This window comes from Trichocoleus sp. FACHB-46, assembly GCF_014695385.1.
Lineage (GTDB): Bacteria > Cyanobacteriota > Cyanobacteriia > FACHB-46 > FACHB-46 > Trichocoleus.
The window spans coordinates 95,377-121,879 of the sequence record NZ_JACJOD010000028.1; the positions used below are offsets into that span (position 1 = coordinate 95,377).

The 26,503-nt window shown below is 47.7% G+C and carries 27 protein-coding genes and 1 riboswitch; of the genes, 16 read left to right on the top strand and 11 right to left on the bottom strand.

Annotation, left to right across the window (positions count from 1 at the left end; translation table 11 throughout):
* The first annotated feature begins 23 nt into the window (after window positions 1–23).
* Window positions 24–1,358: an ATP-binding protein gene (locus tag H6F72_RS15920; protein ID WP_190437495.1), complete on the top strand. Its 1,335-nt coding sequence runs from the start codon at window positions 24–26 to the stop codon at window positions 1,356–1,358.
* Between the two features lie 41 nt (window positions 1,359–1,399).
* Here the strand turns inward: H6F72_RS15920 and H6F72_RS15925 are convergent, their stop codons facing one another.
* The 3 genes from H6F72_RS15925 to H6F72_RS15935 all read right to left on the bottom strand — a co-directional run bounded on the left by H6F72_RS15925 (window position 1,400) and on the right by H6F72_RS15935 (window position 3,661).
* Window positions 1,400–2,008, bottom strand: coding sequence for an outer membrane beta-barrel protein (locus H6F72_RS15925; protein WP_190437497.1), 609 nt, complete (start codon window positions 2,006–2,008; stop codon window positions 1,400–1,402).
* Between the two features lie 91 nt (window positions 2,009–2,099).
* On the bottom strand, window positions 2,100–3,125 hold the full coding sequence (locus H6F72_RS15930; RefSeq protein ID WP_190437501.1) for a hypothetical protein: 1,026 nt from the start codon (window positions 3,123–3,125) through the stop codon (window positions 2,100–2,102).
* A gap of 2 nt (window positions 3,126–3,127) precedes the next feature.
* Window positions 3,128–3,661, bottom strand: a complete 534-nt coding sequence (locus H6F72_RS15935; protein ID WP_190437504.1) for a J domain-containing protein — start codon at window positions 3,659–3,661, stop codon at window positions 3,128–3,130.
* 258 nt (window positions 3,662–3,919) lie between these two features.
* On the opposite strand from H6F72_RS15935, the gene H6F72_RS15940 reads away from it, so the two are divergent.
* From H6F72_RS15940 to H6F72_RS15950, 3 genes are all read left to right on the top strand, one after another.
* The gene (locus H6F72_RS15940; RefSeq protein ID WP_190437506.1) at window positions 3,920–4,585 is read left to right on the top strand and encodes a Uma2 family endonuclease; all 666 of its coding nucleotides are present in this window, start codon (window positions 3,920–3,922) and stop codon (window positions 4,583–4,585) included.
* A gap of 65 nt (window positions 4,586–4,650) precedes the next feature.
* Window positions 4,651–5,484 (top strand): class II glutamine amidotransferase, encoded by an 834-nt coding sequence (locus H6F72_RS15945; protein WP_242016969.1) that lies wholly within the window; start codon window positions 4,651–4,653, stop codon window positions 5,482–5,484.
* A gap of 617 nt (window positions 5,485–6,101) precedes the next feature.
* Complete coding sequence (locus H6F72_RS15950) at window positions 6,102–6,842, top strand: diacylglycerol/polyprenol kinase family protein (protein ID WP_190437507.1); 741 nt, start codon at window positions 6,102–6,104, stop codon at window positions 6,840–6,842.
* 7 nt (window positions 6,843–6,849) lie between these two features.
* On the opposite strand, the gene H6F72_RS15955 is transcribed toward H6F72_RS15950, so the two are convergent.
* The 5 genes from H6F72_RS15955 to H6F72_RS15975 form a co-directional block, all read right to left on the bottom strand.
* Window positions 6,850–7,452 carry a 2OG-Fe(II) oxygenase gene (locus H6F72_RS15955; protein WP_190437509.1) on the bottom strand — a complete coding sequence of 201 codons (603 nt, stop codon included), beginning with the start codon at window positions 7,450–7,452 and terminating at the stop codon, window positions 6,850–6,852.
* A gap of 86 nt (window positions 7,453–7,538) precedes the next feature.
* On the bottom strand, window positions 7,539–8,807 hold the full coding sequence (locus H6F72_RS15960) for a family 10 glycosylhydrolase (protein WP_242016970.1): 1,269 nt from the start codon (window positions 8,805–8,807) through the stop codon (window positions 7,539–7,541).
* Window positions 8,808–8,953: 146 nt separating this feature from the next.
* Window positions 8,954–9,811, bottom strand: coding sequence for an aldo/keto reductase (locus H6F72_RS15965; protein ID WP_348252317.1), 858 nt, complete (start codon window positions 9,809–9,811; stop codon window positions 8,954–8,956).
* A gap of 212 nt (window positions 9,812–10,023) precedes the next feature.
* The gene (locus tag H6F72_RS15970) at window positions 10,024–10,533 is read right to left on the bottom strand and encodes a BON domain-containing protein (RefSeq protein WP_190437515.1); all 510 of its coding nucleotides are present in this window, start codon (window positions 10,531–10,533) and stop codon (window positions 10,024–10,026) included.
* Window positions 10,534–10,642: 109 nt separating this feature from the next.
* Window positions 10,643–11,728, bottom strand: coding sequence for a YsnF/AvaK domain-containing protein (locus tag H6F72_RS15975; protein WP_190437519.1), 1,086 nt, complete (start codon window positions 11,726–11,728; stop codon window positions 10,643–10,645).
* Window positions 11,729–12,094: 366 nt separating this feature from the next.
* Here H6F72_RS15975 and H6F72_RS15980 point away from each other — a divergent pair, with 366 nt between their 5' ends.
* The gene (locus tag H6F72_RS15980; protein WP_190437522.1) at window positions 12,095–12,955 is read left to right on the top strand and encodes a peptidase C39; all 861 of its coding nucleotides are present in this window, start codon (window positions 12,095–12,097) and stop codon (window positions 12,953–12,955) included.
* On the opposite strand, the gene H6F72_RS15985 is transcribed toward H6F72_RS15980, so the two are convergent.
* Window positions 12,952–13,473, bottom strand: a complete 522-nt coding sequence (locus tag H6F72_RS15985; RefSeq protein ID WP_190437525.1) for an AAA family ATPase — start codon at window positions 13,471–13,473, stop codon at window positions 12,952–12,954. The two genes, H6F72_RS15980 and H6F72_RS15985, sit on opposite strands and share 4 nt — an antisense overlap.
* 244 nt (window positions 13,474–13,717) lie before the next feature.
* A riboswitch (guanidine-I (ykkC/yxkD leader) is annotated at window positions 13,718–13,837 on the top strand.
* Between the two features lie 173 nt (window positions 13,838–14,010).
* On the opposite strand from H6F72_RS15985, the gene H6F72_RS15990 reads away from it, so the two are divergent.
* Genes H6F72_RS15990 through H6F72_RS16020 form a run of 7 tightly spaced genes read left to right on the top strand, consistent with a single transcriptional unit; the run spans window position 14,011 to window position 20,434 of the window.
* A complete protein-coding gene (locus H6F72_RS15990) occupies window positions 14,011–14,871 on the top strand; it encodes an ABC transporter ATP-binding protein (protein ID WP_190437528.1) in 861 nt (286 codons plus the stop codon).
* A gap of 23 nt (window positions 14,872–14,894) precedes the next feature.
* Window positions 14,895–15,890 (top strand): ABC transporter substrate-binding protein, encoded by a 996-nt coding sequence (locus H6F72_RS15995; RefSeq protein ID WP_190437531.1) that lies wholly within the window; start codon window positions 14,895–14,897, stop codon window positions 15,888–15,890.
* A 30-nt stretch (window positions 15,891–15,920) separates the two neighbouring features.
* Window positions 15,921–16,700 carry an MBL fold metallo-hydrolase gene (locus H6F72_RS16000; protein ID WP_190437534.1) on the top strand — a complete coding sequence of 260 codons (780 nt, stop codon included), beginning with the start codon at window positions 15,921–15,923 and terminating at the stop codon, window positions 16,698–16,700.
* Entirely contained in the window at window positions 16,697–17,482 is a 786-nt protein-coding gene (locus H6F72_RS16005; protein WP_190437537.1) for a creatininase family protein, read from the top strand. The genes H6F72_RS16000 and H6F72_RS16005 overlap by 4 nt, the downstream gene beginning before the upstream one ends.
* 25 nt (window positions 17,483–17,507) lie before the next feature.
* On the top strand, window positions 17,508–18,869 hold the full coding sequence (glnT, locus tag H6F72_RS16010) for a type III glutamate--ammonia ligase (protein WP_190437540.1): 1,362 nt from the start codon (window positions 17,508–17,510) through the stop codon (window positions 18,867–18,869).
* 60 nt (window positions 18,870–18,929) lie between these two features.
* A complete protein-coding gene (locus tag H6F72_RS16015; RefSeq protein WP_190437543.1) occupies window positions 18,930–19,781 on the top strand; it encodes an ABC transporter permease subunit in 852 nt (283 codons plus the stop codon).
* Window positions 19,782–19,828: 47 nt separating this feature from the next.
* Window positions 19,829–20,434: a cysteine hydrolase family protein gene (locus H6F72_RS16020; RefSeq protein WP_190437546.1), complete on the top strand. Its 606-nt coding sequence runs from the start codon at window positions 19,829–19,831 to the stop codon at window positions 20,432–20,434.
* Between the two features lie 7 nt (window positions 20,435–20,441).
* On the opposite strand, the gene H6F72_RS16025 is transcribed toward H6F72_RS16020, so the two are convergent.
* Together H6F72_RS16025 and H6F72_RS16030 are read right to left on the bottom strand one after the other, a co-directional pair.
* Window positions 20,442–21,224, bottom strand: a complete 783-nt coding sequence (locus H6F72_RS16025) for an isoprenyl transferase (RefSeq protein WP_190437549.1) — start codon at window positions 21,222–21,224, stop codon at window positions 20,442–20,444.
* Window positions 21,225–21,325: 101 nt separating this feature from the next.
* Window positions 21,326–22,285, bottom strand: coding sequence for a ferritin-like domain-containing protein (locus H6F72_RS16030; protein WP_199299119.1), 960 nt, complete (start codon window positions 22,283–22,285; stop codon window positions 21,326–21,328).
* On the opposite strand from H6F72_RS16030, the gene H6F72_RS30790 reads away from it, so the two are divergent.
* From H6F72_RS30790 to H6F72_RS16045, 4 genes are all read left to right on the top strand, one after another.
* Window positions 22,284–22,412 carry a hypothetical protein gene (locus H6F72_RS30790; RefSeq protein ID WP_255527346.1) on the top strand — a complete coding sequence of 43 codons (129 nt, stop codon included), beginning with the start codon at window positions 22,284–22,286 and terminating at the stop codon, window positions 22,410–22,412. The two genes, H6F72_RS16030 and H6F72_RS30790, sit on opposite strands and share 2 nt — an antisense overlap.
* Before the next feature lie 73 nt (window positions 22,413–22,485).
* Window positions 22,486–24,891 carry a tetratricopeptide repeat protein gene (locus H6F72_RS16035; RefSeq protein WP_190437552.1) on the top strand — a complete coding sequence of 802 codons (2,406 nt, stop codon included), beginning with the start codon at window positions 22,486–22,488 and terminating at the stop codon, window positions 24,889–24,891.
* A gap of 115 nt (window positions 24,892–25,006) precedes the next feature.
* Window positions 25,007–25,984: an aldo/keto reductase gene (locus tag H6F72_RS16040; protein WP_190437555.1), complete on the top strand. Its 978-nt coding sequence runs from the start codon at window positions 25,007–25,009 to the stop codon at window positions 25,982–25,984.
* A gap of 182 nt (window positions 25,985–26,166) precedes the next feature.
* Window positions 26,167–26,394 (top strand): hypothetical protein, encoded by a 228-nt coding sequence (locus H6F72_RS16045; protein ID WP_190437558.1) that lies wholly within the window; start codon window positions 26,167–26,169, stop codon window positions 26,392–26,394.
* The last annotated feature ends 109 nt before the right edge of the window (window positions 26,395–26,503 follow it).

Here is a 26,503-nt window from a genome sequence, read left to right on the forward strand (position 1 = left end):
CAAGTAAACTACCTGATTCATTCATGGATGCCCAAACTGTTGCTTCAGTTCAATTTATCCAACGTCAAGCCGCGTCCCTCCTGCTATACCAATTTTTATTTGAGGAGGAAGTCGGTCGGCGGTTTGTAGAACTGTTGCAAGCCCTACGCCACACGGATGTAGACGGGTTGGCTTGCGTGCAAGCCTATGGGCGCTGGTTTCAATCTTTGGCCGCGAGCAATCAAGGCTGGCAAGAATACCTGCTGATGCAACTCCTCAAGGCTGATAATCCCTTCTCGCGGCGCGTGCAGCAAACGGAATTAACCGAACTACCTCCGGCTTTAGTCACAGCCGCTCGGCATGACTTGCGGGTGCTGCAAACGCTGTATGGCTGCACGAGCTATCGCTTGAGCCAATGGGTGCAAGTAATAGCCCAGTTGCCTGCGGCTCCAGTTTCCTGGGTGGATGACTTGACCTGCTTTAGCCCTGCGATCGCCTTGCATACGGATGAAACTATGCAGGAGCAACTGCTAATCACTAAGCTGCAAACGATGGATGATTGGTCGGATGCCTTGGAAGATTTGGCGGCCTATTATCAACGGTTTGGTACTGGCTTCTTTGCGGAATATTGCGCCTGTCGCTGGCAATCTGGAAAGTTAGTGGGAATTGCTCACCCTGACCCAATTCGGCTCACTGATCTAGTGGGTTATGAGGCAGCACGGGAAGCTTTAATGAAAAACACAGCCTTTTTGCTGTCTGGTTACCCAGCGTTGCATGTGTTGCTCTACGGTAGCCGTGGTTCTGGCAAGTCGTCCCTAGTAAAGGCGTTGTTGAATGAGTACAGTGACTTGGGGTTGCGCTTGATTGAAGTCGCCAAGTCTGACCTGAAAGATTTACCTGTGATCGTGGAGCAACTGCGGAATTTGCCTCAGAAGTTCATTGTTTTTGTTGATGATCTGTCGTTTGAAGAAGATGATGATGCTTTCAAATCCTTAAAGGTGGTACTGGAAGGCAACTTGACGGCTCGAGCGCAAAATGTTGTCGTTTATGCCACATCCAACCGACGGCATTTGGTACGCGAGTTCTTTGGCGATCGCCCCCGACCGAAGGATAGTGACGAAATCCACAATTGGGATACGGTGCAGGAGAAGCTATCTTTTAGCGATCGCTTTGGCCTAACTCTAACCTTTGAGCCTGCTAACCAGGATGTGTATTTGCAGATGGTGCGACACCTCGCGGTTCAGGCAGGAATTGCCATCAGTCGCGAAGAGTTGGAGTTCCAAGCCTTGCAATGGGCAACGCGCCACAATGGTCGCTCTGGCCGTACCGCTCGGCAATTTATCGACTTCTTGCAAGCAGATTTAGCGCTTTCTAGCTGACTTGAGAGACCCCTCCCCGACGCGGAGAGGGATTTCATGCTCTAAAAACGATAACCCGCTCCTACCTGAACTCTCACGGGAGGATTGGTGTCAGCGCGATCGCGGTTGAGCCTCAATTTGGCATCTCCGTAAATCACAATGCCATCACTCACGGCTGCTTCTACGCCTGTAGTCAGGACGACGCCATTGCGATCGCCTAGCGGTGTGGCTTGTTCTGGCGTTTTGACGAAGGTATATCCTGCTCCTGCATAAATGTTGGTGTTGTCAGTCACAGCGAGGTCGTAGGAGAGCATTGGCATCACGGCCTTGACTTCTTTATCCACCAAGAAGACAGATCCTCGCGCTGAGATTTTGCTATTGGGCAAATCCAAGCGGCCTTGAAACTGATTTTCGATCCCGACGCTGGAATTGTCAGTAGGCTCTTGCCAAAGCTCTGATGGAGACCAAGTAGGGCTACCATCCCAGGTTCCTGGCTCTATGAAGGATTGCAGCATTTCGTTGGTTTTGCTGCTATCAACGGTCACACCAACGTAGCTACCCTGCATCCCTTGAGGCTGAGCGGTAGAGGGCTGGGCCAGCAAAATTGTGGGGGCGATCGCTAAACCAAAGCCAATCAGGGAAGGGAGGGGCAAACCTAAAACTGATTTCATAAGGTTTCGACTAAAAGCTACGTCATGTTATGTCATCCCTTACAGGGTAGCGCTGATTTCTTCAGGAAAGTTATTGAGGGGGCGATCGGAGTTATTGAACTCTACTTGCTGTTAGGTAAAGCACATGAGGTTTGCGCGCATCCATAGGTTGAGGATCACCTAAAACTAGCTTTTTCTGTTGTAAGTCAATAACAATCTGCGTTTTGCTAGGATAGTATTGCTGCACAAAGTCAATAAAGTTGTCTATTGTGCAGGTTTTATTGGTTCCGCCCATAAAATCTTGATGAAACTGATCATGGACTTCGCAAGCTAAAGTAATCAAGTTACTTTCAATATCTGCCAAATGCGGATAATCGCGTTGTGAGTACAGATGGTGAGCTGCTAACTTTAAGCCCTTTTCCATGTAGTTCTTTTTCTTCCCAGTGACCTTGCATGTATGACCATCACGCTTTTTAACGTGATCCTTAACATTCTGGATCCGTTTTTCACGGTTTATAATCTGAGAAACAATATCATCAATCTGTGGCTTAATTACCTCACCGACCTCCTTGCACTCTTCCTTTCGATTCTTTTTTGTTTGACATTCTTCAAAAGCCTGCGCTAGCTTGTAGATGCCTGAAAGAGAGAAGTAAAGCCCACCATCATCAACGAAATCTTCGTAATCCTCACCTTTAATCAAAGGATTTTGAGTCCGTTGAGTGTAGTCAGCCATTTTTGTTAGATAGTCAGAGCGTGTTCCAAAAATGGTTACAACATTAGCTCTTGAAATAAAGAATTGGTTATTTCTTTTAACTAAAGACGAGCAGTTGTCTAGGATCTTTCTTCTAATAAAACTCCTGCGAATCTCTCTTTTGGTATGTAAAAACCATTCTTTTACCCACTGCCAAAAGCTCTGCTTTTGAGTTGCTTCTAAGTAGCGGGCTATTGTGTAAGCTCCTGACTGGGTATATTCTCGCAAGCCGTTAGAATTTATAACAATTTTATAGTCTTTGCCTTTAATTAATTCCCACTCATCATCTAGAATTGAATCAAATAACTTTTCAATTCCCATCAATTCATCAGAAGTAATTTTTAATGTTTTGATCAGCTCTTGGCAAGTAATGTATGTTTCTGCCATCGTTAGAATCTCTCAGTAAGGCTTTTATAGAACACAGTCAAGCGATTAAAGATTAGAGCATCCCCAGTTTTGGTGTTATCTGGGTGATAAATCTTGCTTAGGTCTCGATAAGAAGCCTTAATATCTTCAGTCTTGGCTGTTTTAGGATCTAAACCAAAAGCTTTCCATGGCAAATCATACTTGAGGATATTAACCCCATTAATACACCCGTATCCCTGCTCGTTTTCTTCACCTGGTAGAACCCCAACCAGCTTTCGGTAAAGTTCCTCCCAAGCTGCTTTCTTGCTCAGATCAAGCTTACCCATGCCACTGGTCGCCATTTGGAAATTCCCAGACTTCTTCAGAGTGGTTGTATCCTTGACGCTGAAGTGCTGATAGATTGCCTGTTTGAGTTTGGGTAGAGAAAGACTTTTAGCTATCTCCTTTTCAAGCGCAAATAGAACGAGGTTCTTTAAGACCGACTCACTATATCCATTCTCTTCAACCAATCGTTGAATTTCGGATTCTACTCTTTTGGTGAGTTGTTTTTTAGCCATTTTGAGTTATTCCGACAAGGAATCAAAACAGTGTCACACAATAACACTGTTAATTGGTATAAGGGGACTTTGCTTGCACTTCTTTCAAGATGGAAATACACGCCTTACTAAGTGTTCCCCACATCAGGTCAAAAAACTGGTAGTTCTGGATAAAGTTCTTAAGAAGAGAATGGCTAAATTTATGAAGAAGCGATCGCCCTTCCTTCAATTAAGCGAATATAGAAAATAAGTGCCGATCGCGAGACGTAGGGAAAATTGATGAGTTACCTACAGACCAAATTGCCGACAGATACCTGGGTTGCTGCCTCTTGGGAGGATTATTTGCAGGCGATCGCAAATCCTGCTTACGAAACAGCCAGAGGTTACTACTACAACGGCCACATGAGGATAGAAATGCTGCCAGTCGGTCACGATCACGCTGCTGCTGATTCCGCGATCGCCCTAGCAGTCAATCTCTTTGGGATTGCCAAAAACATTGCCCTCAAGAGCCTCAACAACTGCACCTATCGCAAAGCCAACCACCAAGAATGCCAGCCTGATATTTCTTACTACATTGGGCCACAAGCTCAAGCAATTCCTTGGGGCACCAACATCATTGATCTAGACCGCTATCCCGCCCCCGATTTAGTCATCGAAATCTCCAGCACCACCTTACTCGCCGATCAAGGAGCCAAGCGCTTACTCTACGAAGACTTAGCCGTAAAAGAATACTGGATTGTAGATGTCCAGCAGGGGCAGATTCTCGCCTTTGCCATGCTGCCCGCCAATCCGCAAGATGGCATGGCTGAGCAAGGAAGTCGGCGGATTCGCGAATCACAAGTTTTACCAAGTTTAGCCATATCCGTTTTAGAAGAGGCATTGCAACGCAGTCGGCAAATGGACCAGTCTCAAGTAGGGGCTTGGTTACTGGCTCAGTTTCAGTAATGGGGGCGATCGCACGTACAATCAATAATGGGGGCGATCGCACGTACAATCAATGGGCATAGGGTTTGAAGGACTATCGAGACATTGCCTCCATGTGCCAACTGTTGGGAATGAACTGCAACGTACCCACCGACATCTGCTTTTCATTTGAAGGCTTCTCGGCACGGGGTGGCAAAACAGATGAACACCAAGATGGCTGGGGAATCGCCTTCTTTGAGGGGTTAGGATGCCGTTTATTTCTAGATGAAAAACCCTCCTCCACCTCCCCCATAGCTGAGCTAGTGCGGCAATATCCGATCAAATCTACCCATGTGATTGCCCATATCCGTAAAGCAACGTTTGGCGGAGTGGCACTAGAAAACTGTCATCCTTTCCGGCGGGAACTGTGGGGGCGCTATTGGATCTTTGCTCACAATGGCGACTTGCCCGACTTTTACCCAGAAAGCAATGGCTTTTACCGTCCGGTAGGACAGACCGACAGCGAACGAGCTTTTTGCCTGATTATGAATACTTTGCGGCAAGCCTTCCCAGAAGACAAACCGCCCCTAGAGCAACTTTATCCAGTCTTGGACGAAGTCACTCGCACGATCGCCCAGCAAGGCAGCTTCAACTACTTGCTCTCCGACGGTGAACACTTCTTTGCTCACTGTTCTACCAAGCTTTGCTACATTGTGCGTCAGGCTCCTTTTGCGGCAGCCCATCTAATTGATGCTGACCTCACCGTGGATTTTCAGGAGTTGACTACCCCCCGCGATCGCGTTGCCATTATTGCCACTGTGCCGCTCACCGATAACGAAGTTTGGACATCTTTTCAACCCGGAGAGCTACTTGTCTTTCGGGATGGCTTACCGCTGAAACCAGAGACAGCTATAAACTCAACTGGCGATCGTCCAACTTGACCCAGCCCAGGTTAGTCCAGTTTTAAGAGTGTGTAATTGCGCGATCGTAAACTTTGGTTTCAATGTCATGAAACCGATAAAATCCGAGTATTCTGTTAATAGAAGCTAATTAGCTTCTGAGACGAGTAAATCGTTACGTTGCACGTCAAGAGGAGGTTAAAAATTAATTCCTCATCCTGTTTACTGGACCAAATTACCGCTGCATTTAAACTGGTTCTTGGTATTTCCTCTCCACTTTAATCGGGAGCTCTGTTGCTGATAGCTTCACTGAAATTTACGCTTCAATGAAGTCTTACATCAGCCCAACTCCAAGTAACCTCAACCTATTTGGGGAAGTCAATCACAAGAATCGTTCTGGGTCGTAAGTAGTCCAGTTTCCGATCGATGCAGATTACAAGTAAGTTCCTTTGTGAATTTATCGACCGAAATTACAACAGCATCCAATTCTGTTTCTCATATCTCCCTTCTGGATTAAAAGAGAGCCTTGTTGCTGATACCTTTGTCAGAAAGATTTAGTTTAAATCTTTTTCAGCACAACTCTAGGCAAGCTCATCGTATTGGAGGAGATTATTGTAAGGAACGATTCTGGGTGCTGTTGTTGTTTGTTGATTTAAAGAATGGAATTAAGTGCTTTATTAGCTAATTTCCTAGTTCGAGATATTGCAGCTACGGCAATCACCTTTGCGATCGCCCTCAGTTGGCTCAAGCTAGTAAATACGCTGGCGCAACGAGGCTGGCTAGAACAAAAACTCAGCCGCAAAATTATTCATATTGGGACAGGGCCGTTGTTTGTCCTCTGCTGGCATCTCTACAGCGAGCAGGCGATCGCGCGGTATTTTGCAGCCCTGGTACCTCTCGCAATCACCCTTCAGTTTTTAGCGATCGGCACCCAGCTCATTGCCGATCCAGCGACTGTTCAAGCCATGACCCGTGAGGGCAAGCCCGCCGAAATTTTGCGGGGACCACTGTATTACGGCATTGCCTTTATTTTCTGCACAGTGTTGTTCTGGCGCAATTCCCCTGTCGGCATTTTGGCTTTAATGCTGATGTGTGGCGGTGATGGCTTAGCAGATATTGTGGGGCGACGACTAGGCAAACACAAGTTACCCTTTAGCTCTCATAAAAGCTGGGCAGGCTCAACAGCCATGTTTTTGGGCAGTTTCGGATTTGGCTTAGGATTTCTAATGCTCTTCAATCACTTGGGCCACTTTCAACTACCTCTCAATTTTGCGAATACCGCAGGTGCAGTAGCAGCGATCGCGTTTGTGGCAACTCTCGTAGAAGCTCTACCATTCCCAGATATCGACAACATCACGCTGGTGGGAGTGGCGATCGCAATGGGGTTGTGGCTGTTGTAGCATTCTGCTACTTGCGTTTTGGCTTCATGGCCCTCGATTCTATGGTCAAGGTCGGGATGTCGTGCAGCTCTGCATCACTGAGGCTGTATTGTTCGCAGACTAAGCTCAGCCGCGTTCCAGTTGTTTTCACCGCATTGACAGAATGGGTCAAATCCCCTTGAAAATACACCAACGTATTGGCTTGAGGTTTCACTTGCCCCACCTGCTGCTTTTGGCGACGTAGCACTAATTCTCCGCCCTCCAAATTGGCTGGTACCTGCACATAAAGCACGCTCACTGCCATTGGTGGCTCAACGGTTTTGCAGTAGGACCGCAACGAGCGATCGATATGGGGGTCAACGCGGGAGCCTTCCCCCAATAACAAGGGGTTGAGGTAAAAAGCGTTGCAGTTGGGCAGTAAGGCTCGATCGAGATAAGGCTTAAAGAACGGGAATTGCTGCTCTACCTTCCCTAGTTCTGAGCGTTGAAACACGATTGAGAATCCTTTGGTTCCTACAAAGTCACGATTGAGATTATTCACCGCTAAATAAGAGCAAGCGAGAATCTGACCTCGGAGGTCGCTAAGGTACTGAGTAGGGAAAACATCCCGTTCTTGAGAATAGTATTTCAAGCGCCTGAACTAATTTAGGTTGAAAGGTTGAGCGTTTACTATGTTACCCCTCCCTCTTGGCGCTCAACCACTTAGGGCTGCAATTCCTACTCTGTTACTGCCCGCGCCACTGGCGATTGGAAAAGCGCCTGAAAATTCGCTTGCCGTTCTGCTGCGGGTTCGGGGGTATGCTCCCAGAGGCTTTCGTAGTAGAAGAAAGATACACCCAAACCGCGATCGCGAGCGGCTCTGACTTTTGACTGAATCAGCGACATCGGCATGGGTTTGTTTCTCAAGCCTGTCAGCACCCCAACTCCTGTGGGAATTTTTTGGCTAGCTTCTTGAAGTTCCGAGCGGGCGATTTGTCCTAGGAAACTCTGCATGTCAGGACGATACACCTGTACGATCAGCTCATCTACAATATCCTTCCGTACCCAACTCAACCAGTCTTGCAGATAGCCACTATAGGCCGAATCATAGGGGTTAGGAGACACAGAGAAGATCGCATTTGGCTTTCTCTCCTTGACTGCTTTATTTAACTGAGCCATGAAGGCCGTAATTTTATCAGCCCGCCAGCGCACCCACTCTGGATCACGAGCATTGGCTGGAGCGTCTTTCTTGGTTTCCTTTTTGTATAAAGCTAAGGTATGGCGGTCGTAACCGAACTCAACAGGCAAGCTCATGTGGTCATCAAACTGGATGCCATCGACATCGTATTGAGTTACCGCTTCTAGCACCAGATCGCTAATGAACTGCTGCACCTCTGGCAAGAACGGATTCAACCACATCACCTCACCAGCATCAATCTCTGTGGTTAGGCTGCCGTCGCGGCGGTGGGTGAACCACTCAGGACGATTGGCGGCTAACTCCGAAACCACAGGTGCCATGAAGCCGAACTCAAACCAAGGGATCACGAGCAATCCTTTTTGATGAGCCTGAGCTGCTAGATCAGCAAGGATATCCTGTCCCTGCAAGCCTTTGCGTACAAAAGGTTGAATTTCATGGCGTTGAGCCACAGCGCTGGGATACAGGACATACCCTGAATTCCAAATCACCGGGTAAAGCGTGTTGAAGTTCAATCGAGCCAGCTGACCGACAGCATCTTGAAGCTTAGCCTGATCTCTTAGGATGTCATTATCATTCTCGGTTAGCCAAACTCCACGAATTTCCTGGTGGGGCTTCGGCGTAGGTTGTGGAACGCTGACCTCTGGCAGCGGCACCTCTGGAAAAGGCATTTCTGGAATTGGACTTTGCGCGATCGCTTTGGTGGGCTGACCCGCTAATAAGATAGTCAGGGACGCTGCTAAGCAAAATAGGAAGCAGGACTGGAGCGACTGCCGCCAGCTTTTAGACAGAAAGCGTAGTGGTCGTTTCATTGGTTTGAATGAGTGCTCTACCCAGTTGTGCGATCGCATGCTTTCGTAGTGAAATCCAAGTCAACTATTGTATAGGTATTTGTAGTTACAGCAAAATTGCTCCGCAAACCGGACTTACCCAATAAATAATTGTGGTTGGTTGAGCACTAAAGCCATTGCGTCTCAAATTTGTCCAGGCCATTGCCATAAACGAAATCCCCATACTGTCGCCAGTGAACTAGCTCTGGAGAAGTCAGGGATGCAGTTTGTAAGACGCTAAGATTTGCAGTCAGTTCCGTCAAGTTGGCAGGTGAAGTCAAAACAACTGAAATCGCCGAGGGATGTAGCGAGAAGCGATAGCAGTCAGTGGCACTAGAAGGATCATGAGGCCAATCGGCTGGCGATCGCAATAGAGTGCCCCAGCGGGTCGCAGTAAATGCCACTACTGGGATACCTGTTTGAACTGCCGTCGGCAAAACATCTACTTCTGCTTTACGGTGCGCCATGTTATAGCGATGCATCAAGACATCACAGCGCTGATTTTGGATCATATCCAGAGCAATCGCTCGGTTATGGGTACTGACGCCAACATAGCGAACATATCCTTGTGCTTTCCATTCGTATACCTCCTCTAGCGCTGCTGCAACCTCGGTAGGGTTATCGCTAGGAGACACATATTGTGCAAAAAAGATATCTACTACATCAACCGCTAATGTTTTTCTTACTTGATCTAGATACTCTCGAAGGGTAGTAGAGCTGCGTTGTTCACTGCCTGTGGCGATACATAAATTTTCTCGTTGAGCGATCGCCAGTAATTTCAATGCCTCTAAAAAACGCTCAGAACCCAAGTTGTAGAAGAAAAAGTAGTTAACCCCAGCCTCAAATGCTTGAGCTATACAAGCCGATTCTTGTACTCGTCGGCTAGCTAAACCCAAGCAACTAATGGGATTTCCAGCGATCGTTTTTAGTTCCATATCTATGTCAAAAAAGTCTGCGATCGCTGCGTGAAGGGACTGATGCCTCACAATATCTTCACAAAAATCACGTATCTGTTTACCTAAAGAGTTGTCGCTAGTTTTGCAATTAAGCAGCTCAAAGCTAGCGACAACTCTTTAGATACTGAACCCAGCCAGTTAAATGAGATCTCTGGCGAGGTTGACGTTCAACCCAACTAATAGATTTTCAAATTTTCGGTTGTTTTGCCCGAGCTAAATCGTACCAGATAGGACCATGAATTCTAATTTGTATGAGTTTCTGTTACTTCTTTGGAATCTGCTGCGGGTGGTTCGTCTGGCTGGGCATGGGAAGCAACGTTAGCCTTGACAGTCACAGCGCGAACGCCTTTGATTTGTTTTGCTAAAGGTTCGATTTTTCTCAATTGTTGATCATCTACTACGGTTCCAGCGATCGTGACTGTTCCTTCTTCCGCAGTGATAGTTAATTCACTTTGAGGCAGATTAGCTTCTAACTTTGAGCGCACTTCACTTTGTAGATCACCATCGGCTCTGATAGCATCATCTCCGGTGGCATCATTGCGCTGCTCACGGGCACGAATATCAGAATTTAATTGCCTTCTTCGCAGTTCGGAAGTAGCATCATTTTGGTTTTTTTGAGCAACAGGCTCTTTTAAGTTGCTCTCTGGCTGTGTCGCTGTATCCGGTGAACTGTTACTGGTTCTGGCAGTATCACAAGCTGTTAAGCCCAGTAGCAAAACACTACTCAGAAACAATGGAGTTAACGTCTTCATAATTTTCTTTGCAAAGCTGATTATTTATCAATTATTATTTGAGGGCGATCGCTGACCTAAGCCTCAAAGCTAATCTGAGAGGGGCGATCGCTACCCGTGAAGATAAAGCTTAGATCCGATCCTGAGGCAGGCGATCGCGGTCTGCATTCACAGCGGGATGCCCTTCTGTCTCGACCCGAATTTCTTCGCGACGTACTGTATCTTCAAGACTGACCACCTCTCGGGTAACTTCCTTCCGTAGGCTGACCTCTTCGCGAACAAACACCTCTTTTTGAATGTTTGGTGTCTCCTCATACACTGCCATGCGGAAGATTTCTCCGGCTCGAAAGCTAGTCTCATCAAGTGCTACAGGTCGGTCAGCGTCCTCTATTTTAATCCGCTCCACAATAACGCGCTCTCGCTCAATTGAAGTTGAAACACTTTGGGTTTCTACGGCAACGTGCTTACCAACAGAGACTTCCCCTGTCTTTTGCCGAGTCTTATCTGGCACCAGCCGTTCTGAATACAAGTCAATAGATTGGATATTTTCTGGCTCAACTGTGGCGACTGTGGCGGCGGAGTTAGCTATTTCAGGTGACTTAACAGATGGCTCAGCGATGGCGGTGGAGCCAGCTCCTCCGGAGTGCTGGGTATCATAGATGCCCCACTCCTCAACACCTCGATGCTGGAGGATCGCTTCAGCGCGACGCAGGTCTGCATCTGTGCCTTCCACTATGACCATGTATTGTCCTTGAGCCACGCGATCGCTATAGACTTTAGCCCGATCTTCAGGGATGCCTAGCCCTACTAGCCCGCCCAGCAAGCCGCCTGTAGCAGCGCCAATGGCCGTACCTGAGAGCGCTGTAGCTAGGACAGTGGCTCCTGCTCCCGCTAGCATTACTGGCCCAATTCCTGGGATTGCTAAGATACCAAGACCCACTAGCAGACCTGCCAAACCACCCAACGCACCGCCCGTAATCGCGCCTGTCTTTGCACCTTCATCAGCTTTGTTGCCGACTTTGTTGCCGACTTGATGTGTGACTTCAGTGCCTGCCAGCCGCTCATCGTTGTGATTTGAGTCTTTCGCTACAACAGAAACTTTGTCCATCGGGAAGCCGCTGTCACGCAATTCTCCCAATGCGTGTTCTGCCTGCTCACGACTGGGAAATATACCGATCGCTCTTCTATGTTGTTCTAAAGGTTGTCCTAAAGCCATTTCTCCCTCCTGATTCATATGTTTTCTGAAAAAATTTATTTTTTAGAAGTATCTTCAGCAAGGTTATTAAGACTTAAAAAAAGAATTTAGGCGATCGCTTAAACCCAAGATTTTACTTTTCTAACCGTATGTTTATAAAACTGTTTTAATGACTACAACCCCTTAATCTTGCTCTACTAAAGTCTTTTGGGCATTCATCCATAGATGTAATCTCTTACTCCTCGGTCACTCATTTGGTAGAGATACTGACTTCGCTGAACTACAAAATAGTTGAGTTTGGTGGAGCTATTTTTGGGGTTAAAGCTGCCTATCTGGGAACTTTAGGCTCAACCCATCCATAGCGTGCTGCAAACAGCAGTTGAGCTTGTGTTTCTACTAGTCATCTCCCTAATCTCTTTTTTGCCAGGTATCTTTACAGGTCAAACCTTAGCTCGGCGGGGTTTCACCGCTGCCAACGCCCTACAGCACCGTCAGAAACAAGTGTATGTGATTAGCCTATTGTCACTAGGTGTTGGCACCCTACTGAGTATCGTACTAGTAGCAGGACGCAGCAGCCCTTGGGTGCCCAACTTTCTTTTGCTATATGTGGGAGCCTACCTTTGGGATGCTGTTTTGGCGGTTTGCTGCTTCTGCACTGGGCTGATCCTATCGTTGGAGTTACCTGGTTGGAAAGATATACAGCGCCTACAACAATTAGTTTTGTTTTTGGTGGTGAGCTTGTCGGCTACCTGCTTTTTGACGTACTACCAGTTGCCAATTGACAACTTGGTCCAAGCCGCTAGAGTTTCAGAGGAAGTTGTGCTGCAAACCACCCCTTACACATGTGCTGCTGCATCTATTGCCACCATCGCTCAAATAATCAAACCTGAGTCATCCGTCGCTGAGCTAGATGTGGTGAAACTAGCTGGGACTGACCGCACGGGTACCAGTACGATCGCGGAGATTTATGCCATGCGGGTTTTAGGGCTAGATCCTCAATACGAGCGTAATTTAAGTATTCAAGATCTAGTGAATCGTCAGCAACTAGCAATTTTGCATGTCATGGAGCCTGTAGGAGAGAGTAAGATCTCTCATGCGATCGCTCTATTAGCCATTGATCCTGCAAAACAGACCCTATTGCTGGGCAATCCCCTCTACGGTAGGCAAGTCAAAACCTTTGCTGAGATGCAAGACTATTGGCTGAAAGAGGCTGTGTTTGTCTCTGGCACACTAATTCAGCCAATCTAGACCAGTTCTTTTAGCCAGGTTTGAGCGACTTGGGGCGATCGCAAGTGAATAACTTTTAGATGAGCATACTCTGGTCGCTGTAGCAGGACGGGATACTCGCGTCGGCGCTTGTGATAGGTGCGAAATAGCCACAACAGAATCGAGTCTTGGCTCAGCGCTTTGGTAAGCGTCTCTCGGTTGCCACCCCATAGTTCTTCTTGAGTTACCACTCGTCGCACCGTGCGTCGCAATAGTCGCCCAAAGGTAGTAGAAAAGGGCAGATCCAACCAAACTAAAGTATCTGCTCTGGACCAAGTTAGATTTCGTACTTCGCTGTAATTTCCATCTACCACCCAGCGATCGCCACTCAAAGCTTCAGCCACTCGTGAGCAAAAAACATCGGTTGCACTTTCCGACCAATTAGGGTTCCAGTGCAAAGCATCCAACTCAACGTGGGGGATGTTCAGACGTTGAGAAATGTGCCGAGCCAGAGTTGTTTTGCCAGAACCCGTGGTTCCAACTACTGAAATACGCTGCATGCAACCCCTAGTTCCATGAAATCACTACTCAATCTCTACAAGCTTGTGAGAATCAATTCCCTGAGCCTGCTGAAGTTAGGTTGAGACCGCTCTCGCCCTTAATTAAACTTTTAGGGTTTTAGCACTGCCTTGCAATTTCGTCAATTTTGATACAACTGTTTCTGTTAGCAACTGGCTATATATAGTCTGGGTCATTCATTATTCTCGAAAAAAGCTTTCTAGAGAAGTTAAAAAAACTGAAAACTGTTACAGCTTCTAGGGTTCCGACCTATCCATCGAGATAAGTGCCTGGTCCGAGAGAAGCGGATCTATTAACTTTTATAGAGTTTGATAGGTTACACGGCGGGATAAAAGCCCGGGAGAGTTTACTGCTACAGCAGTTGCTTCTCTCCTGGGCTTTTTTGTTCTATTTCCTACAGGTGAGTTTGTATATGGCAACTATCGTTATCGGAAAATCCAAAGAATTTGTAGAGGTTCAATCTGCCTCGGTTCTTCGGCTCAGCATCGTAATCCTTCCCGCCTCAGGAGCTTTTTGCAATGCTCAGTACTGATTCAAAATCTCGTAAGTTGCCAGAGCGCGCTGCTCAACCCCAACCAACCCATCCAATGCTTTCTCCCACAGGTGCAAAACTAGAGGTTCACAATGTCTGCAAATCTTACGGTCTCAAGGGTAAGCAATTAAGAGTACTGGACGATATCAACCTACAGATTCACTCTAGAGAATTTGTCTGTTTGGTTGGTGCCTCTGGTTGCGGTAAGTCCACGTTACTCAATATTGTGGCTGGACTGGCTGCCCCTTCCTCTGGTGCGGTCTTTGTCGATAGTCAGTTGGTGACAGGTCGCCCTGGTTCCGATCGCGGCATGGTATTTCAGGGATATACCCTCTATCCTTGGCTGACCGTAGCTCAGAATGTGGCGTTTGGGTTACAACTCCGCCAAATGTCAAAAGCAGAACAGCGCGATCGCGTGGGTTACTTCCTGAATGTGGTGGGGTTATCAAAGTTTGCCAACAGCTACCCCAAACAGTTATCGGGTGGGATGAAGCAACGGGTGGCGATCGCACGAGCCTTAGCCAATGAGCCCGCTGTGTTGCTGATGGACGAACCCTTCGGCGCTTTGGATGCCCAGACTAAAGAACAAATGCAACAGTTCTTACTAGAGCTATGGGCGCAAACCCATGTCACCGTGATGATGATTACTCATGACATTGAGGAAGCTATCTACTTATCGCAACGGGTTTATGTCATGAGTGCCCATCCGGGTCAAATCAAAGCCGAGATTACGATTCAATTGCCAGAACGTCGAGAACTGGATATTAAACTTTCTCCCACCTTTGTCGATATTAAACGGCAAATTATTCATACTCTCCGTCACGATGTTGCCACAGTTTCTCTTTAGTTAATCAAACTCAATCAGATTCCATGCGTAAGTTCCCTTCTTTGATTCGGTTGCTGGGTTTAGCGTTCTTGTCTTTAGTCCTCAGCATTGCCTGCTCTCAGCAACCTAGTACTAATACGCCTCAATCTCAACCTTTGGTTTCTGCCACCAATAACTGGGTGGGGTATTCGGGTCATCATGTGGCTGTAGGCAAAGATCTTTTCTCCCAAGCAGGGCTAAAAGTTCAAGATCTATTTTTCCAGAGTGCTACAGAAGAGATGACCGCGTTCCTAGCAGGAAAAGTAGATATTGGTTGGTTTACCTCTGGGGATGCCATTCAAATGGCGGCTAAAGATCCTTCGATCAAGATGATCTACTTGGTAGACTACTCTAATGGTTCCGATGGCATTATTGGCCGTGGGATTAAATCTCCTCAAGATGTCAAAGGCAAAACGATCGCTCGTGAAAATATTTTATTTGAGAAAGTTCTGCTCCGAGCCTACCTGGAAAAAGGAGGGCTGACTGAAGCAGATGCGATCGTTAAAGATCTAGCAGCGGCTGATGCGGCAACCGCTTTCGCAGCCAAACAAGTGGATGTTGCCGTTTCCTATGAACCTTACTTGAGTAAAGCCGCACAGCAAGGAGGAGGAGAAATCATTTTCTCCACCAAGGATACCAATCTGATTGCAGATGTGATTGCGGTGCATGACAAGTTGCTGCAAACCCGTCAGGCAGATCTACAAACTTATCTCAAAGCAGTCGATCAAGCTGTGAAGCTTTTGAATGCAAACGATGCCGAATCTCTGAAGCTTGCAGGTACTAGGCTGGGGGTGAGCGCTGAGGAAATCAAAACGCAATTGGAAGGCGTAAAACTATTTGATTTAGAAGGCAATAAATCTGTCGGTTTCAATGCTAGTAATGCCAACAGTTTGATTGGCAATTTGGACATGACTGCCAAAGCCGCTTATGACTTTAAGTTTGTGCCTCAGGCTCTCAAGGTTGATTCTTTGTATGACGCTTCCATCGTGAAAGCAGCATAATCATCCATTGCTCATCTGTTCGCTATTATCATGTGCAACAAACCTGTCTGTGAGCATTGGTTTTCCACCCAACGAGTCCGAGACAACCTGTATTTGATTACAGAGCCTCACTATTACGCCTATAATCGCGCCAATCTTTGGCTAATCAAAGGCCAAACCCAAGATCTACTGGTTGATACCGGGTTAGGAGTAGCGAGTCTGCGGCAACATATTGCTGCCTTGATTGATAAACCTTTGCTAGCGATCGCCTCTCACATTCATTTCGACCATGCGGGCGGGCTATATGAGTTTGATCAGCGAGCCATTCATGCGTCAGAAGCAGAGGCTCTGCGGCGAGGTGATGATTATGAGGCGCTGTGCTTACCAGAGCAGGGTTGGGTGCAACCAGATCATTTCGATCTGCTACCTCACGCTGGGTTTACAGTCGAGCAATACACCCTCCGAGAGACTGAGCCTACTAGAGTTCTGCAAGAAGGAGATGTACTGGACTTGGGCAATCGCGCCTTAGAAGTGTTGCATCTACCGGGACATTCGGCTGGCTGTATTGCTTTGTACGATCCTGCTTCTCAGGAGTTATTCTCTGGCGATGTGATTTATGACGGTGAGTTGCTGGATGAACTGCATTGCAGCCACATTCCCACCTACACAGCCACCTATGAGCGCTTACAACAGCTACCTGTAGAAACGGTCTATCCCGGTCACTATGCTATTTTCGGCCAAGAACGCTATCACCAAATTATGCAAGACTATCTAGAGCGCCGCCGCCAACCGGGATGTCCAATAGATCTGGCTAGGAGTGCCAGACCATGACCCACCCAGACACCTCCACCAAGCAGCCTGTACTTTGGGAAGAACTGACTTGGGAGCAAATCACCCAACTGCGAGAAAGCGGAATCAACATGGTGATCCTCCCAATTGGAGCCACTGAGCAACATGGTCTGCATTTGCCAGTTGGGGTAGATACTTTCTCCGCGATCGCCGTGGCTCATGGGGTTTCAGCTCAAACAGGTATCCCCGTGTTACCTGCCTTACCTTACGGTTGCTCTCTAGGTCATTCCAAAAAATGGCCTGGAACGATCTCCCTACGCCCAGAAACCTTGGCTAAGTTAATTTTAGAAATTGCTGAGTGGGTTTATAGCGCCGGATTCCAGCGTTTACTCTTGCTGAACGGTCACGTCACCAACTGGGCACCGCTGCGTTGCGGCCTAGAAAATGTGCGGCACACCTATCCCGATCTCCGGATTGCCCTGCGATCGCTTTGGGAAATCACGCCTCAAATTCATCAGTTCTATCACCAGGATGCAGCTAATTTCCATGCTAACTGTGCCGAAACTTCAATGATGTTGGCGTTACGGCCAGATTTGGTGCAGATCGATAAAGCGCTAGATGAACCTGATCGCTCGGCTGGTTGCTTCTTCGCCTACACCGTCAATAAAGAGAGCGTTCACGGAGCGGTAGGAACCCCTAGCCAAGCAAATTTTAATTTTGGCAAACAAATCTTAGAGAGCTGTGTGGTAGAGCTAAGCGCCCAATTGCAACGAGCCATGTCGGAAGGAACCCCGCTCGAAGAGATGCCTCCCATCATTCAGTAACGCCCGACTTTGAAGGATAAAGAAGATGACTGAGACTCTAACTTCAGAATCACAAGCACTCAAAGAATCCCTACAAGATCAAGGTGTAAAGTATGCCCTAGCCAGTTTTGTCGATATCCACGGCATGTGCAAGGCCAAATCCGTACCGCTGAACCACTGGGGGCAAATGATGTCAGGGTCAGAGCTGTTTACTGGAGCTGCTCTGGATGGTGTGCCGCAGGATGTCAGTGACGAAGAAGTGTCGGCTCGTCCTGACCTCAACTCAGCAACTATCTTGCCCTGGAATTCAGAACTGGTTTGGCTGGCCAGCGATCTTTATCTCAAAGGAGAACCCTTTGAAGCTTGCTCTCGTGGCATCCTCAAACGAGTTTTAGCCGAAGCCGCTGCGATGGGATTTACCTTTAACCTTGGCATTGAAACCGAATTTTTTCTTCTGAAAGAAGGAGAAGATGGCAAAGTTGTGCCAGTGAGCGATCGCGACACCTTAGCTAAACCTTGCTACGACCTACAAGGACTGCTAGATAACTACACCTGGGTGACAGAAATTGTCGAGGCTATGAATAGCCTAGGATGGGATGTCTACTCCTTCGACCACGAAGATGGCAATGGCCAGTTTGAAACCGATTTCGCTTATTGTGATGCCCTAAAAATGGCCGATCGCTTTACCTTCTTCCGGCTCATGGTAAAAGAGATCGCTCGTAAGCATGGCTTTTTTGCCACTTTCATGCCCAAACCCTTTGCCAATCGGACGGGAAGCGGTGCTCACTACAATATGTCCTTGGCAGATATCCAGACGGGAGAGAATTTATTTTATGAGCCTGACGATACGCGAGGTTGTAAGCTCTCCAAACTCGGCTATCAGTTCATTGCAGGCATCCTCAAACATGCGCCTGCCATCTGTGCCGTCATTGCCCCTACGGTCAATAGCTACAAGCGGTTGGTAGCTAGAGGCAGTATGTCAGGTTTCACTTGGGCTCCCATCTACGTCTGCTACGGCAACAACAACCGCACTAATATGTTGCGAATTCCTTTAGCAGGGGGACGAGTAGAATGCCGCGCCGCTGATATTGCCACCAACCCCTATCTCGGTGCCGCCATGCTGTTAGCCGCCGGATTAGAAGGTATTCGGGAGGGGGTCGATCCAGGGGAGCCTCATGTTGAAAACATGTATAACTACTCGCTAGAGCAATTGGAGGAGATGGGGATTCGCTTTCTGCCGCGCAATTTAGGAGAAGCGATCGCGGCTTTTGCCAGTGACCCGCTGAGCAAAAAAGTGATGGGGCCGTTAATGTACAAATCTTACATTGAGTTCAAATCCCAGGAATGGAAGGAATATCACACCCATGTTTCCGATTGGGAAATCCAGCGGTACTTAAAGTTTTTCTAAACTCAGATTTCTTAAACATCACTTTTAGCCTAAGTCTTAACCCTAGCAGAGGTAATTTCGGTGACTCAATCCAGCCTAACGAATTCAGAACCTACTCGGGAATATCACTATTTGCAGCCCTCGACTTTTTGGAGTATCCGTCAAGGCTTTCCCAAATCCCTGTCTTTGCTGCTCATTGCTGTATCCCTGATCTTTCCGTTAGTGCTCTGGACTGTGGTTAGCTCTTTGGGCTGGGTATCGCCAATCTTTTTGCCATCCCCAGCCCTTGTCTTTCAAGCTGGCCTCAAACTGTTTACTGAAGACAGTCTAGCGTTGGATGTCTTAGTCAGCAGTGGCCGTGTCTTGGCTGGTTTTCTCGCAGCCGCAGTCATTGGCGTGCCCATGGGATTGGCAATGGGCACGTTCTACAGCCTGGATAGCTTGTTTGCTCCCTTGGTTGGTACTGTGCGTTATATGCCTGTGACTGCCTTTGTGCCGTTAATCGTGATTTGGTTGGGCTTGGGAGAGCCTTCCAAAATCTTGATCATCATGTTGGGAGTGGTGTTGTATAACGCCATTATGGTAGCGGATGCAGTGAAATTCATACCCAATGAAATGATCAATGTGGCTTACACATTGGGTGCAACTCGGCGGAATGTGGTCTTCAAAGTGATTATCCCTGCTGCCTTCCCTAGCGTCCTCGATACTCTTCGCGTCAATATCTCCGGAGCTTGGAACTTCTTGGTCATTGCAGAACTGGTAGCAGCACAAAATGGTTTAGGCTTCAAAATTATTCAAGCTCAACGCTTTCTGCAAACCGAAAAAGTATTGTTCTGTATTGCCCTAATCGGGGTGATTGGAGTCGTGATCGACTACGGCTTAAAAGCGCTTTCACAAAAGCTCACGCCTTGGGCTGACCAAATTCGCCATTAGTTTTCACGCAAGAGCATCACCTAAATCATCACTTCTACAGGTATCTGATGACGCTTCAATTTAATCCCCAAACAACCGCACTGATCTGTATTGATTTCCAAACGGGTGTGTTCACGGGTGAGGGTGGATTGCCGCATGTGGGTACAACCGAGGTTTTGCCAAAAGCTAAGCAAGTATTAGCTGCAGCGCGAGCCGCCAAGATGCCCATAATCCACTTTAAGGAAATCCATCGCAAGGAAATGGTAGACTTTGGCCGAGAACTCGATGGTGCGGAACCAATTCATTGCTTGGAAACTTGGCCCAGCACCGACTATTACTGCGAACTCGCCCCCATTGAGGGAGAATTTGCTATTGGTAAACGCCGCTATAGCTGCTTCTTTGGTACTGACCTAGAAATACTTCTACGAGGCTTAAAAGTTGACACCCTAATCTTGATGGGCACGATGACCAATGTTTGCGTCCACTACACCGCCGCCGAAGCCCACCACCGCGACTATCACTTTCATGTCATCGAGGATTGCTGTGCTGGTTCTGATTGGGAGGCTCACTGGGCGGCACTGAAGGCGATGGCATATCTACAACGATCGGCCCGGATTAAGCACGATGAATTTATCCAGGCAGCAAGATCGACATCCCCAACCGCGATCGCCTAAAGCATAACTACAGGACAGCCTGAGCCGCAGAATTAGATAGTGGCGTGGAGACAGTTCCGAAACGGCGGTCGCGCGATTGGTAAGTCAATAAAGCCTGATGAAAAGCAGCCCGGTCAAAATCGGGCCAAAGGATATCCGTGAAATACAATTCTGTATAAGCCAACTGCCACAGCAAGAAGTTGCTCAGGCGTAGCTCTCCGCTAGTCCGAATTAAGAGATCTGGAGCAGGAGTATCAGCTGTATCAAGATATTGCTCAATCAAATCTTCGCTCACACTAGCAGCAGACAGTTTTCCCTGTTCTACCTGTTCGGCCACCCGACGACAAGCCTGCGCAATTTCCGCCCGACTACCATAATTCACTGCCACATTAAATTGAATAGTTCGGTTGTGAGCCGTCATCTGCGTTGCATAGTGGATTTCCTGCTGCAAAACTTTTGGTAGACCTGATAAGTCTCCAATAAAAGTGATCTTTACGTCCTCTCGCTGCATCACAGCCAATTCCTGACGTAACAACCGCTTAAACAGCAGCATCAAAAAATTTACTTCTTCAGGCGATCGCCGCCAATTCTCAGTCGAGAAAGCATAGGCAGTCAGCGATTCAATCCCCCAATCTTTGCAGCAACGCAATAGCGCTTTGAGAGTTTTAGCACCTTGACGATGCCCCGCAACTCGTGGCCAACCCCGCTGAGTCGCCCAACGACCATTCCCATCCATAATCACCGCCACGTGACGAGGCAAGCGTTGGGGATCTAAATCGACAGGTAAAGACGAAAGAAATTTGGTGGCCATATAGGTTTTGATTCTCGGCTTATATTAATTACTCATCATCAACAGCAAGAGGCTTTTCACCCTTAGGATATTTTTCCTCCGGAACGCTGCACGAACATCCCTCAGCCTTCATCTTTACTAAACAGCTCCTGCAACTCCATAACCGTCAAACTCCTGCTCCACCCATAAAGACGGTGCAAAATTCGGGTACAGGTAAAAATAAACGTGGCTCGGTTACTCCACGACCAAGATTGCCACGCCAAGACATTCGTCATGCGATGAAGAGTGCCAACTAAGCTACTGCGGTTCTGGCTGTAAGTAAGCCGTCCTTGCATCGTTTGCAGTAGGGTGAGACCAATATGAGGCAGAGAAGACTCTGGAAATGCCCAAACTCCAAATCCCCAGAATTTAGTCATGTGATTGATCTCATCTCGTGCTAACTCTTCTAGGACTACCTGGAGCGGGCCTGTCGTATGCGCCATCAGCCAAAGATAGAGACAAGTGGCACCATATTCGGTTGCGATGCGATGGAGACCATGCCGATATAAATCGTTGCGGGGGTTATCAGACGATTGATAGGAGCGAACCGATCGCTGAGCTGGTATGACTTTCTCGCCTGTCAGTTGGGCGTACACCTTCATCAGGGCTGGCGTATGTTGTCGTTCCTCTTTTTCCCACAAGCCTGGCTCTACCAGAGAACCTTGCTCGTCTACAGTGCCGCCAACAAACCGAGCCAACTGGGGATGTAACTGCTCTAGATACAGCCGACTGGTCTGCGTGTATTGCCGAATCGGGGCTTCTGTGTCGATCGCGCCTTTGAGAATTGCCAAAAACACATCCAAGTCAACCCCAACCACTTGCTGACGGTCGATCGCTTGCCAATCGATCGGTTGCCAAGGTCGAGTTTGCGGGGTTTTGAACTGAGTCGGAAGATCTTCTAAGCGATCGCGCAAATGTTCTACAGAGAGATAGCGATTGATCAGAGCATCAATTCGATGCTGAATCTGCCAGAAATTCAGGTCTTGGTGGTACTGGCCTGCCAAATCTATTGAAGTTAAGTTCAATTGCAGCATTTCAACCATGTTTCTCTCAACTAGCTCTTTTTCTGTAGCTTATAAAGGCGCAGCATGCTTTGTCAGTCGGTTGGAGTCGGGAGTTTTGTCCGAGCAAAAAGTCGGAAAGTCGGAAAAACCGGATGAGCCGTTGTAGCCAAACTGAGTTGTCAGTCAGACTGTCACCTTGTACGAGGTAGACTAAATACAACTTTGCGATGTGGCTATCAATGGACGCTGAAGCAGTATTGGCATGGGTTGACACCCTAGTTCTGACCAAAACTGGGCAGCGTCTGAGCGATTTGCAGAAAACAATTCTGCGAAAAGTCTGGCAGGGACATAAGTATCTCGAAATCGCTGCTGACTACGGTTGCACTGAAGGGCATGTCAAAGATGTTGGTTCCGACTTGTGGAAGTTTCTCTCTCAACAAGTTGGTGAAAAGATTACTAAAACCAATTGCCGAACCGCGTTAGCTCAATATTTTCAAACCACCTCAATCACGTCACAAATTTCTCGCACTCAGTCTCTCTCGGCTCCTCCCCCATTCCATCCAGGCATAGCTCCAACCACAGAACCTACTAACTTCGTTGGACGGACAACCGCGATCGCACACCTCCATCGCTTAGCCAGTCAAGGAGCAAAGGCGATCGTCATTCAGGGAGAAGGCGGTTTAGGGAAAACTACACTGGCCCAACAATACCTGCAAGCCCAAGAATTTGAGGTAGTTTTAGAACTGTTGATGGCGAAGGAAACACAAAATATTACTTCTGCTGAACGGGTGGTAGAGGAATGGCTCCAACACGACTTTGGCCAAGAGCCCAGCGTAGACTTTGGCGTAAATTTAGGGCGGCTCAAGCGACAACTCCAAACTCGGCGCATTGGCATCTCGATCGATAACTTGGAGCCTGCCCTAGATTTACAAGGACGATTGTTAACCGCCCATCGCAACTATGTCGAGCTATTGCGGATCTTGACCGATGGCCGAGTCCGATCGCTGACCTTAATTACCAGTCGCGATCGCCTCTGTGAATCGAGCCTCAGCCTACTGCACTATCGGCTCCCCAGCTTAGATCAGGAGGCATGGGAGCAGTTCTTTCGGCATCAAGAGATTGCAATTAATGAATCAGTACTGCAAAAAATGCACCGGGCCTATGGCGGCAACGCTAAAGCAATGGGGATTCTCTGTGGTGCAATTCAGGAAGACTTTGTTCATGATATGGCGGCTTACTGGCGAGAAAACGACGGCGATTTGCTAGTGACTACCGACTTAAAAGATTTAGTCGCCAGCCAAGTCAATCGGCTACAAGCTCTAGACCCCCCAGCGTATCGGCTGTTCTACCGTTTGGGCTGCTATCGCTACCAAGATGTTCCCACCATTCCCACAGCAGCACTACTTTGTTTACTGTGGGATGTCCCACCGACGCAGCAGCGACAAACTATTGCTTCACTTCGCAACCGTTCTCTGATCGAACATCATAACGGGGGCTACTGGCTGCATCCCGTCATCCGGGCAGAGGCGATCGCCCGTCTACGAGCTAGTGATGAATGGGTCACTGTGAACCACAAAGCAGCAGAGTTTTGGACTACCAGTATCCCTGCGATTGAAACGACCAAAGATGCGCTACAAGCCCTAGAAGCCTACTATCACTACATCGAAATTAATGATTTTGAGGCAGCGGGCAGCGTGATTCTCAAAAGTAGAAATAATCAGTGGCAGCAGTTTCTCCCTCTGGGTAGCACCTTATATCGGATGGGGCTACTGCAACCGCTACTCGCTGCGATTACTCAAGTGATTCGCAATGTGCGCTCCGAGCGCAACCTCAGCGAACTCTACAACATCTGGGGAGATTTGCACTGGATTACGGGCAAAATTCATCAGGCGATCGCTTGCCAAGAAACGACGATGACGCTGGCTCATCAAGCCTTGCAGTCTCTCCCTGCTGCCCCTCAAACTCCAGCCGAGAAACATCAGCTTTACTACTTCAAAATGCTGAAAGTCGATTCCCTACTCAGCATTGGGCTTTACAAAATTGATCTGTGGGAGTTAGCGGATGCCGCCCGTTTGTTTCAGCAAGTAATCGCTCTAGCTCAAAACACCGAACACCACCGCTGGGCCGAAAAAGCCACTGTCTGTCTAGCTTTGGTCAATTCTTATTTGAATTTACCCAGTGCATCTCTCACGTTGGTGGAGACAATCTATCATTCCCTCCTGACCGAGCAGTTGGCAGAGCACAGCGGAAGATTTGCTTATTTCATTCAGATTCTGGGTCAAACTTATGTCAACTTAGGCAATTTCGAGAAGGCAAGGGCTATGCATCAGATGGCGTTGACCTTTTCTGAGGCAGGTTGCTACACCCAAATCAAAGCCAAAACTCTCAATGGTTTAGCCGAAATTGAGCGCCAACAATCTGCTTTTGATATCGCCCTCAATCATCACGCCGAAGCGATCGCTCTTTTAGAACAAATTGGTGCCAAATGTGACTTGGCTGAAGCTTATTTCCAGCTAGGACTTACTCACCAAAAAATGAACAATATTGTGAGTAGTCAAACCAACTTTGAGCGTGCCATTCAGCTATTTACAGAAATGCAAGCGCCTCAACAAGTGCTCAAAGTGAAGCAAGCCCAAAGATCATAGCGCTGCGATCGCGTCCCAATCAGCTCAGAAACCTAGACAGAATCGGGCGATCGCCCACTAGACTAGCAGAGGAGGCTTTTTCAACCGAGACGACTAGTAACTGAGACTATCAACTATGCATCATCAATCACTCTCTTTACCCCTGATGGGATGCGGCACTTGGGCCTGGGGCAATCGTTTGCTGTGGGGCTACGACGAGAGCATGGATGAGCAGTTGCAAGCTGTCTTTAACTTATGCGTCCAGCAAGGTGTGACGTTATTCGATACAGGCGATTCCTACGGCACAGGCAAATTCAATGGACGCAGTGAGCAATTACTCGGACAATTTAGCCAAGAGTACATTGGCCCCAATCAAGCAGAGATCTGTATTGCAACTAAATTGGCGGCTTATCCTTGGCGCTTGACGCGCAAAGCAATGGTGTCGGCGGGCCAAGCCTCAGCTCAGCGTTTAGGGAGAAACGTAGACTTAGTGCAGATGCATTGGTCTACGGCGAATTATGCACCTTGGCAAGAATGGTCTCTCTTAGATGGTCTGGGTGATCTATATGAACAAGGACTCGTCAAAGCGGTAGGCCTCTCGAATTACGGCCCGAAGCGCCTACGGCAAGTCTACCAAAGACTAGCAGAGCGGGGCATTCCTATCGCTACTTTACAAGTGCAATACTCGCTGCTGTCTACCTATCCCGTTACAGAGTTGGGATTGAAGGATGTCTGTGATGAGCTAGGCATCAAACTCATCGCCTATAGTCCTCTGGCTCTGGGAATCCTAACGGGCAAGTATTCTGAGCAAGGCCCCTTTCCCAAAGGTATTCGTGGGCTCCTCTTTAAGCAACTCCTGTCAGGTAGCCGACCGTTGCTAGATTGCTTACAAGCGATCGCCACCTCTCGTGACAAAACCATGTCTCAAGTTGCCCTCAATTGGTGTATTGCGAAAGGCACTATCCCCATTCCTGGTGCAAAAAGCGTAGAACAAGCCCAGCAGAACATCGGGGCTTTAGGATGGCAACTGGACACAGGGGAAATGGCAGAACTCGATCAAACAGCCGCTAACGTAGACAAACCAATGGTTCAAAACATCTTTCAAACTAAATAAATTCACCATCTACTCTCTTTGTGATGATTATCACCAAAAAACCAAGTTTTAATCACTGAAAGAGAGGAACTATATCACCGAAAAATCTTTGTAATATCACCTTTGTGGCAGGGGCAACATCACTACAAAGTCTGTTTAATTAGGTGATATTGAGGGTAGGCAAAACTCCCTTTAGAAATATAATGTTAGTCACTGCATGTCTACTACCCTCTGCCCTCTCTGACCTATTTGCTCAGTCCCAAGACTCTGGCAAAATCACCCTCGCCGATCGCCACGGAATCAGAATTGCTCTGCTTCAGACAGCTCTCGATGAAGAAGAATTAGGCTCTATCGATCGCCTGCTCCATGCCATTCGCCGAGGCCGAGTTGAGGTAGTCGATGAACTGTCTGTCATCCTCTCAAATAACTAGTGCATTACTCGTTCTATCGATCGCGCTTTTATTTCTTTAAGCTTAAAATTCTAAAGTTACAGCCGTAGATCAGCATTATTTTTAACGCCACAAAGTAAGTTCATTAATC

Bases quoted from the DNA above. Each gene is read 5' to 3' on its own strand.
- H6F72_RS15920 (WP_190437495.1), top strand. From the start codon at position 24: ATGGATGCCCAAACTGTTGCTTCAGTTCAATTTATCCAACGTCAAGCC.
- H6F72_RS15925 (WP_190437497.1), bottom strand. From the start codon at position 2,008: ATGAAATCAGTTTTAGGTTTGCCCCTCCCTTCCCTGATTGGCTTTGGT.
- H6F72_RS15930 (WP_190437501.1), bottom strand. From the start codon at position 3,125: ATGGCAGAAACATACATTACTTGCCAAGAGCTGATCAAAACATTAAAA.
- H6F72_RS15935 (WP_190437504.1), bottom strand. From the start codon at position 3,661: ATGGCTAAAAAACAACTCACCAAAAGAGTAGAATCCGAAATTCAACGA.
- H6F72_RS15940 (WP_190437506.1), top strand. From the start codon at position 3,920: ATGAGTTACCTACAGACCAAATTGCCGACAGATACCTGGGTTGCTGCC.
- H6F72_RS15950 (WP_190437507.1), top strand. From the start codon at position 6,102: ATGGAATTAAGTGCTTTATTAGCTAATTTCCTAGTTCGAGATATTGCA.
- H6F72_RS15960 (WP_242016970.1), bottom strand. From the start codon at position 8,807: ATGAAACGACCACTACGCTTTCTGTCTAAAAGCTGGCGGCAGTCGCTC.
- H6F72_RS15970 (WP_190437515.1), bottom strand. From the start codon at position 10,533: ATGAAGACGTTAACTCCATTGTTTCTGAGTAGTGTTTTGCTACTGGGC.
- H6F72_RS15975 (WP_190437519.1), bottom strand. From the start codon at position 11,728: ATGGCTTTAGGACAACCTTTAGAACAACATAGAAGAGCGATCGGTATA.
- H6F72_RS15985 (WP_190437525.1), bottom strand. From the start codon at position 13,473: ATGCAGCGTATTTCAGTAGTTGGAACCACGGGTTCTGGCAAAACAACT.
- H6F72_RS15990 (WP_190437528.1), top strand. From the start codon at position 14,011: ATGCTCAGTACTGATTCAAAATCTCGTAAGTTGCCAGAGCGCGCTGCT.
- H6F72_RS15995 (WP_190437531.1), top strand. From the start codon at position 14,895: ATGCGTAAGTTCCCTTCTTTGATTCGGTTGCTGGGTTTAGCGTTCTTG.
- H6F72_RS16000 (WP_190437534.1), top strand. From the start codon at position 15,921: ATGTGCAACAAACCTGTCTGTGAGCATTGGTTTTCCACCCAACGAGTC.
- H6F72_RS16005 (WP_190437537.1), top strand. From the start codon at position 16,697: ATGACCCACCCAGACACCTCCACCAAGCAGCCTGTACTTTGGGAAGAA.
- glnT (WP_190437540.1), top strand. From the start codon at position 17,508: ATGACTGAGACTCTAACTTCAGAATCACAAGCACTCAAAGAATCCCTA.
- H6F72_RS16020 (WP_190437546.1), top strand. From the start codon at position 19,829: ATGACGCTTCAATTTAATCCCCAAACAACCGCACTGATCTGTATTGAT.
- H6F72_RS16025 (WP_190437549.1), bottom strand. From the start codon at position 21,224: ATGGCCACCAAATTTCTTTCGTCTTTACCTGTCGATTTAGATCCCCAA.
- H6F72_RS30790 (WP_255527346.1), top strand. From the start codon at position 22,284: ATGTTTCTCTCAACTAGCTCTTTTTCTGTAGCTTATAAAGGCGCAGCA.
- H6F72_RS16030 (WP_199299119.1), bottom strand. From the start codon at position 22,285: ATGGTTGAAATGCTGCAATTGAACTTAACTTCAATAGATTTGGCAGGC.
- H6F72_RS16035 (WP_190437552.1), top strand. From the start codon at position 22,486: ATGGACGCTGAAGCAGTATTGGCATGGGTTGACACCCTAGTTCTGACC.
- H6F72_RS16040 (WP_190437555.1), top strand. From the start codon at position 25,007: ATGCATCATCAATCACTCTCTTTACCCCTGATGGGATGCGGCACTTGG.
- H6F72_RS16045 (WP_190437558.1), top strand. From the start codon at position 26,167: ATGTTAGTCACTGCATGTCTACTACCCTCTGCCCTCTCTGACCTATTT.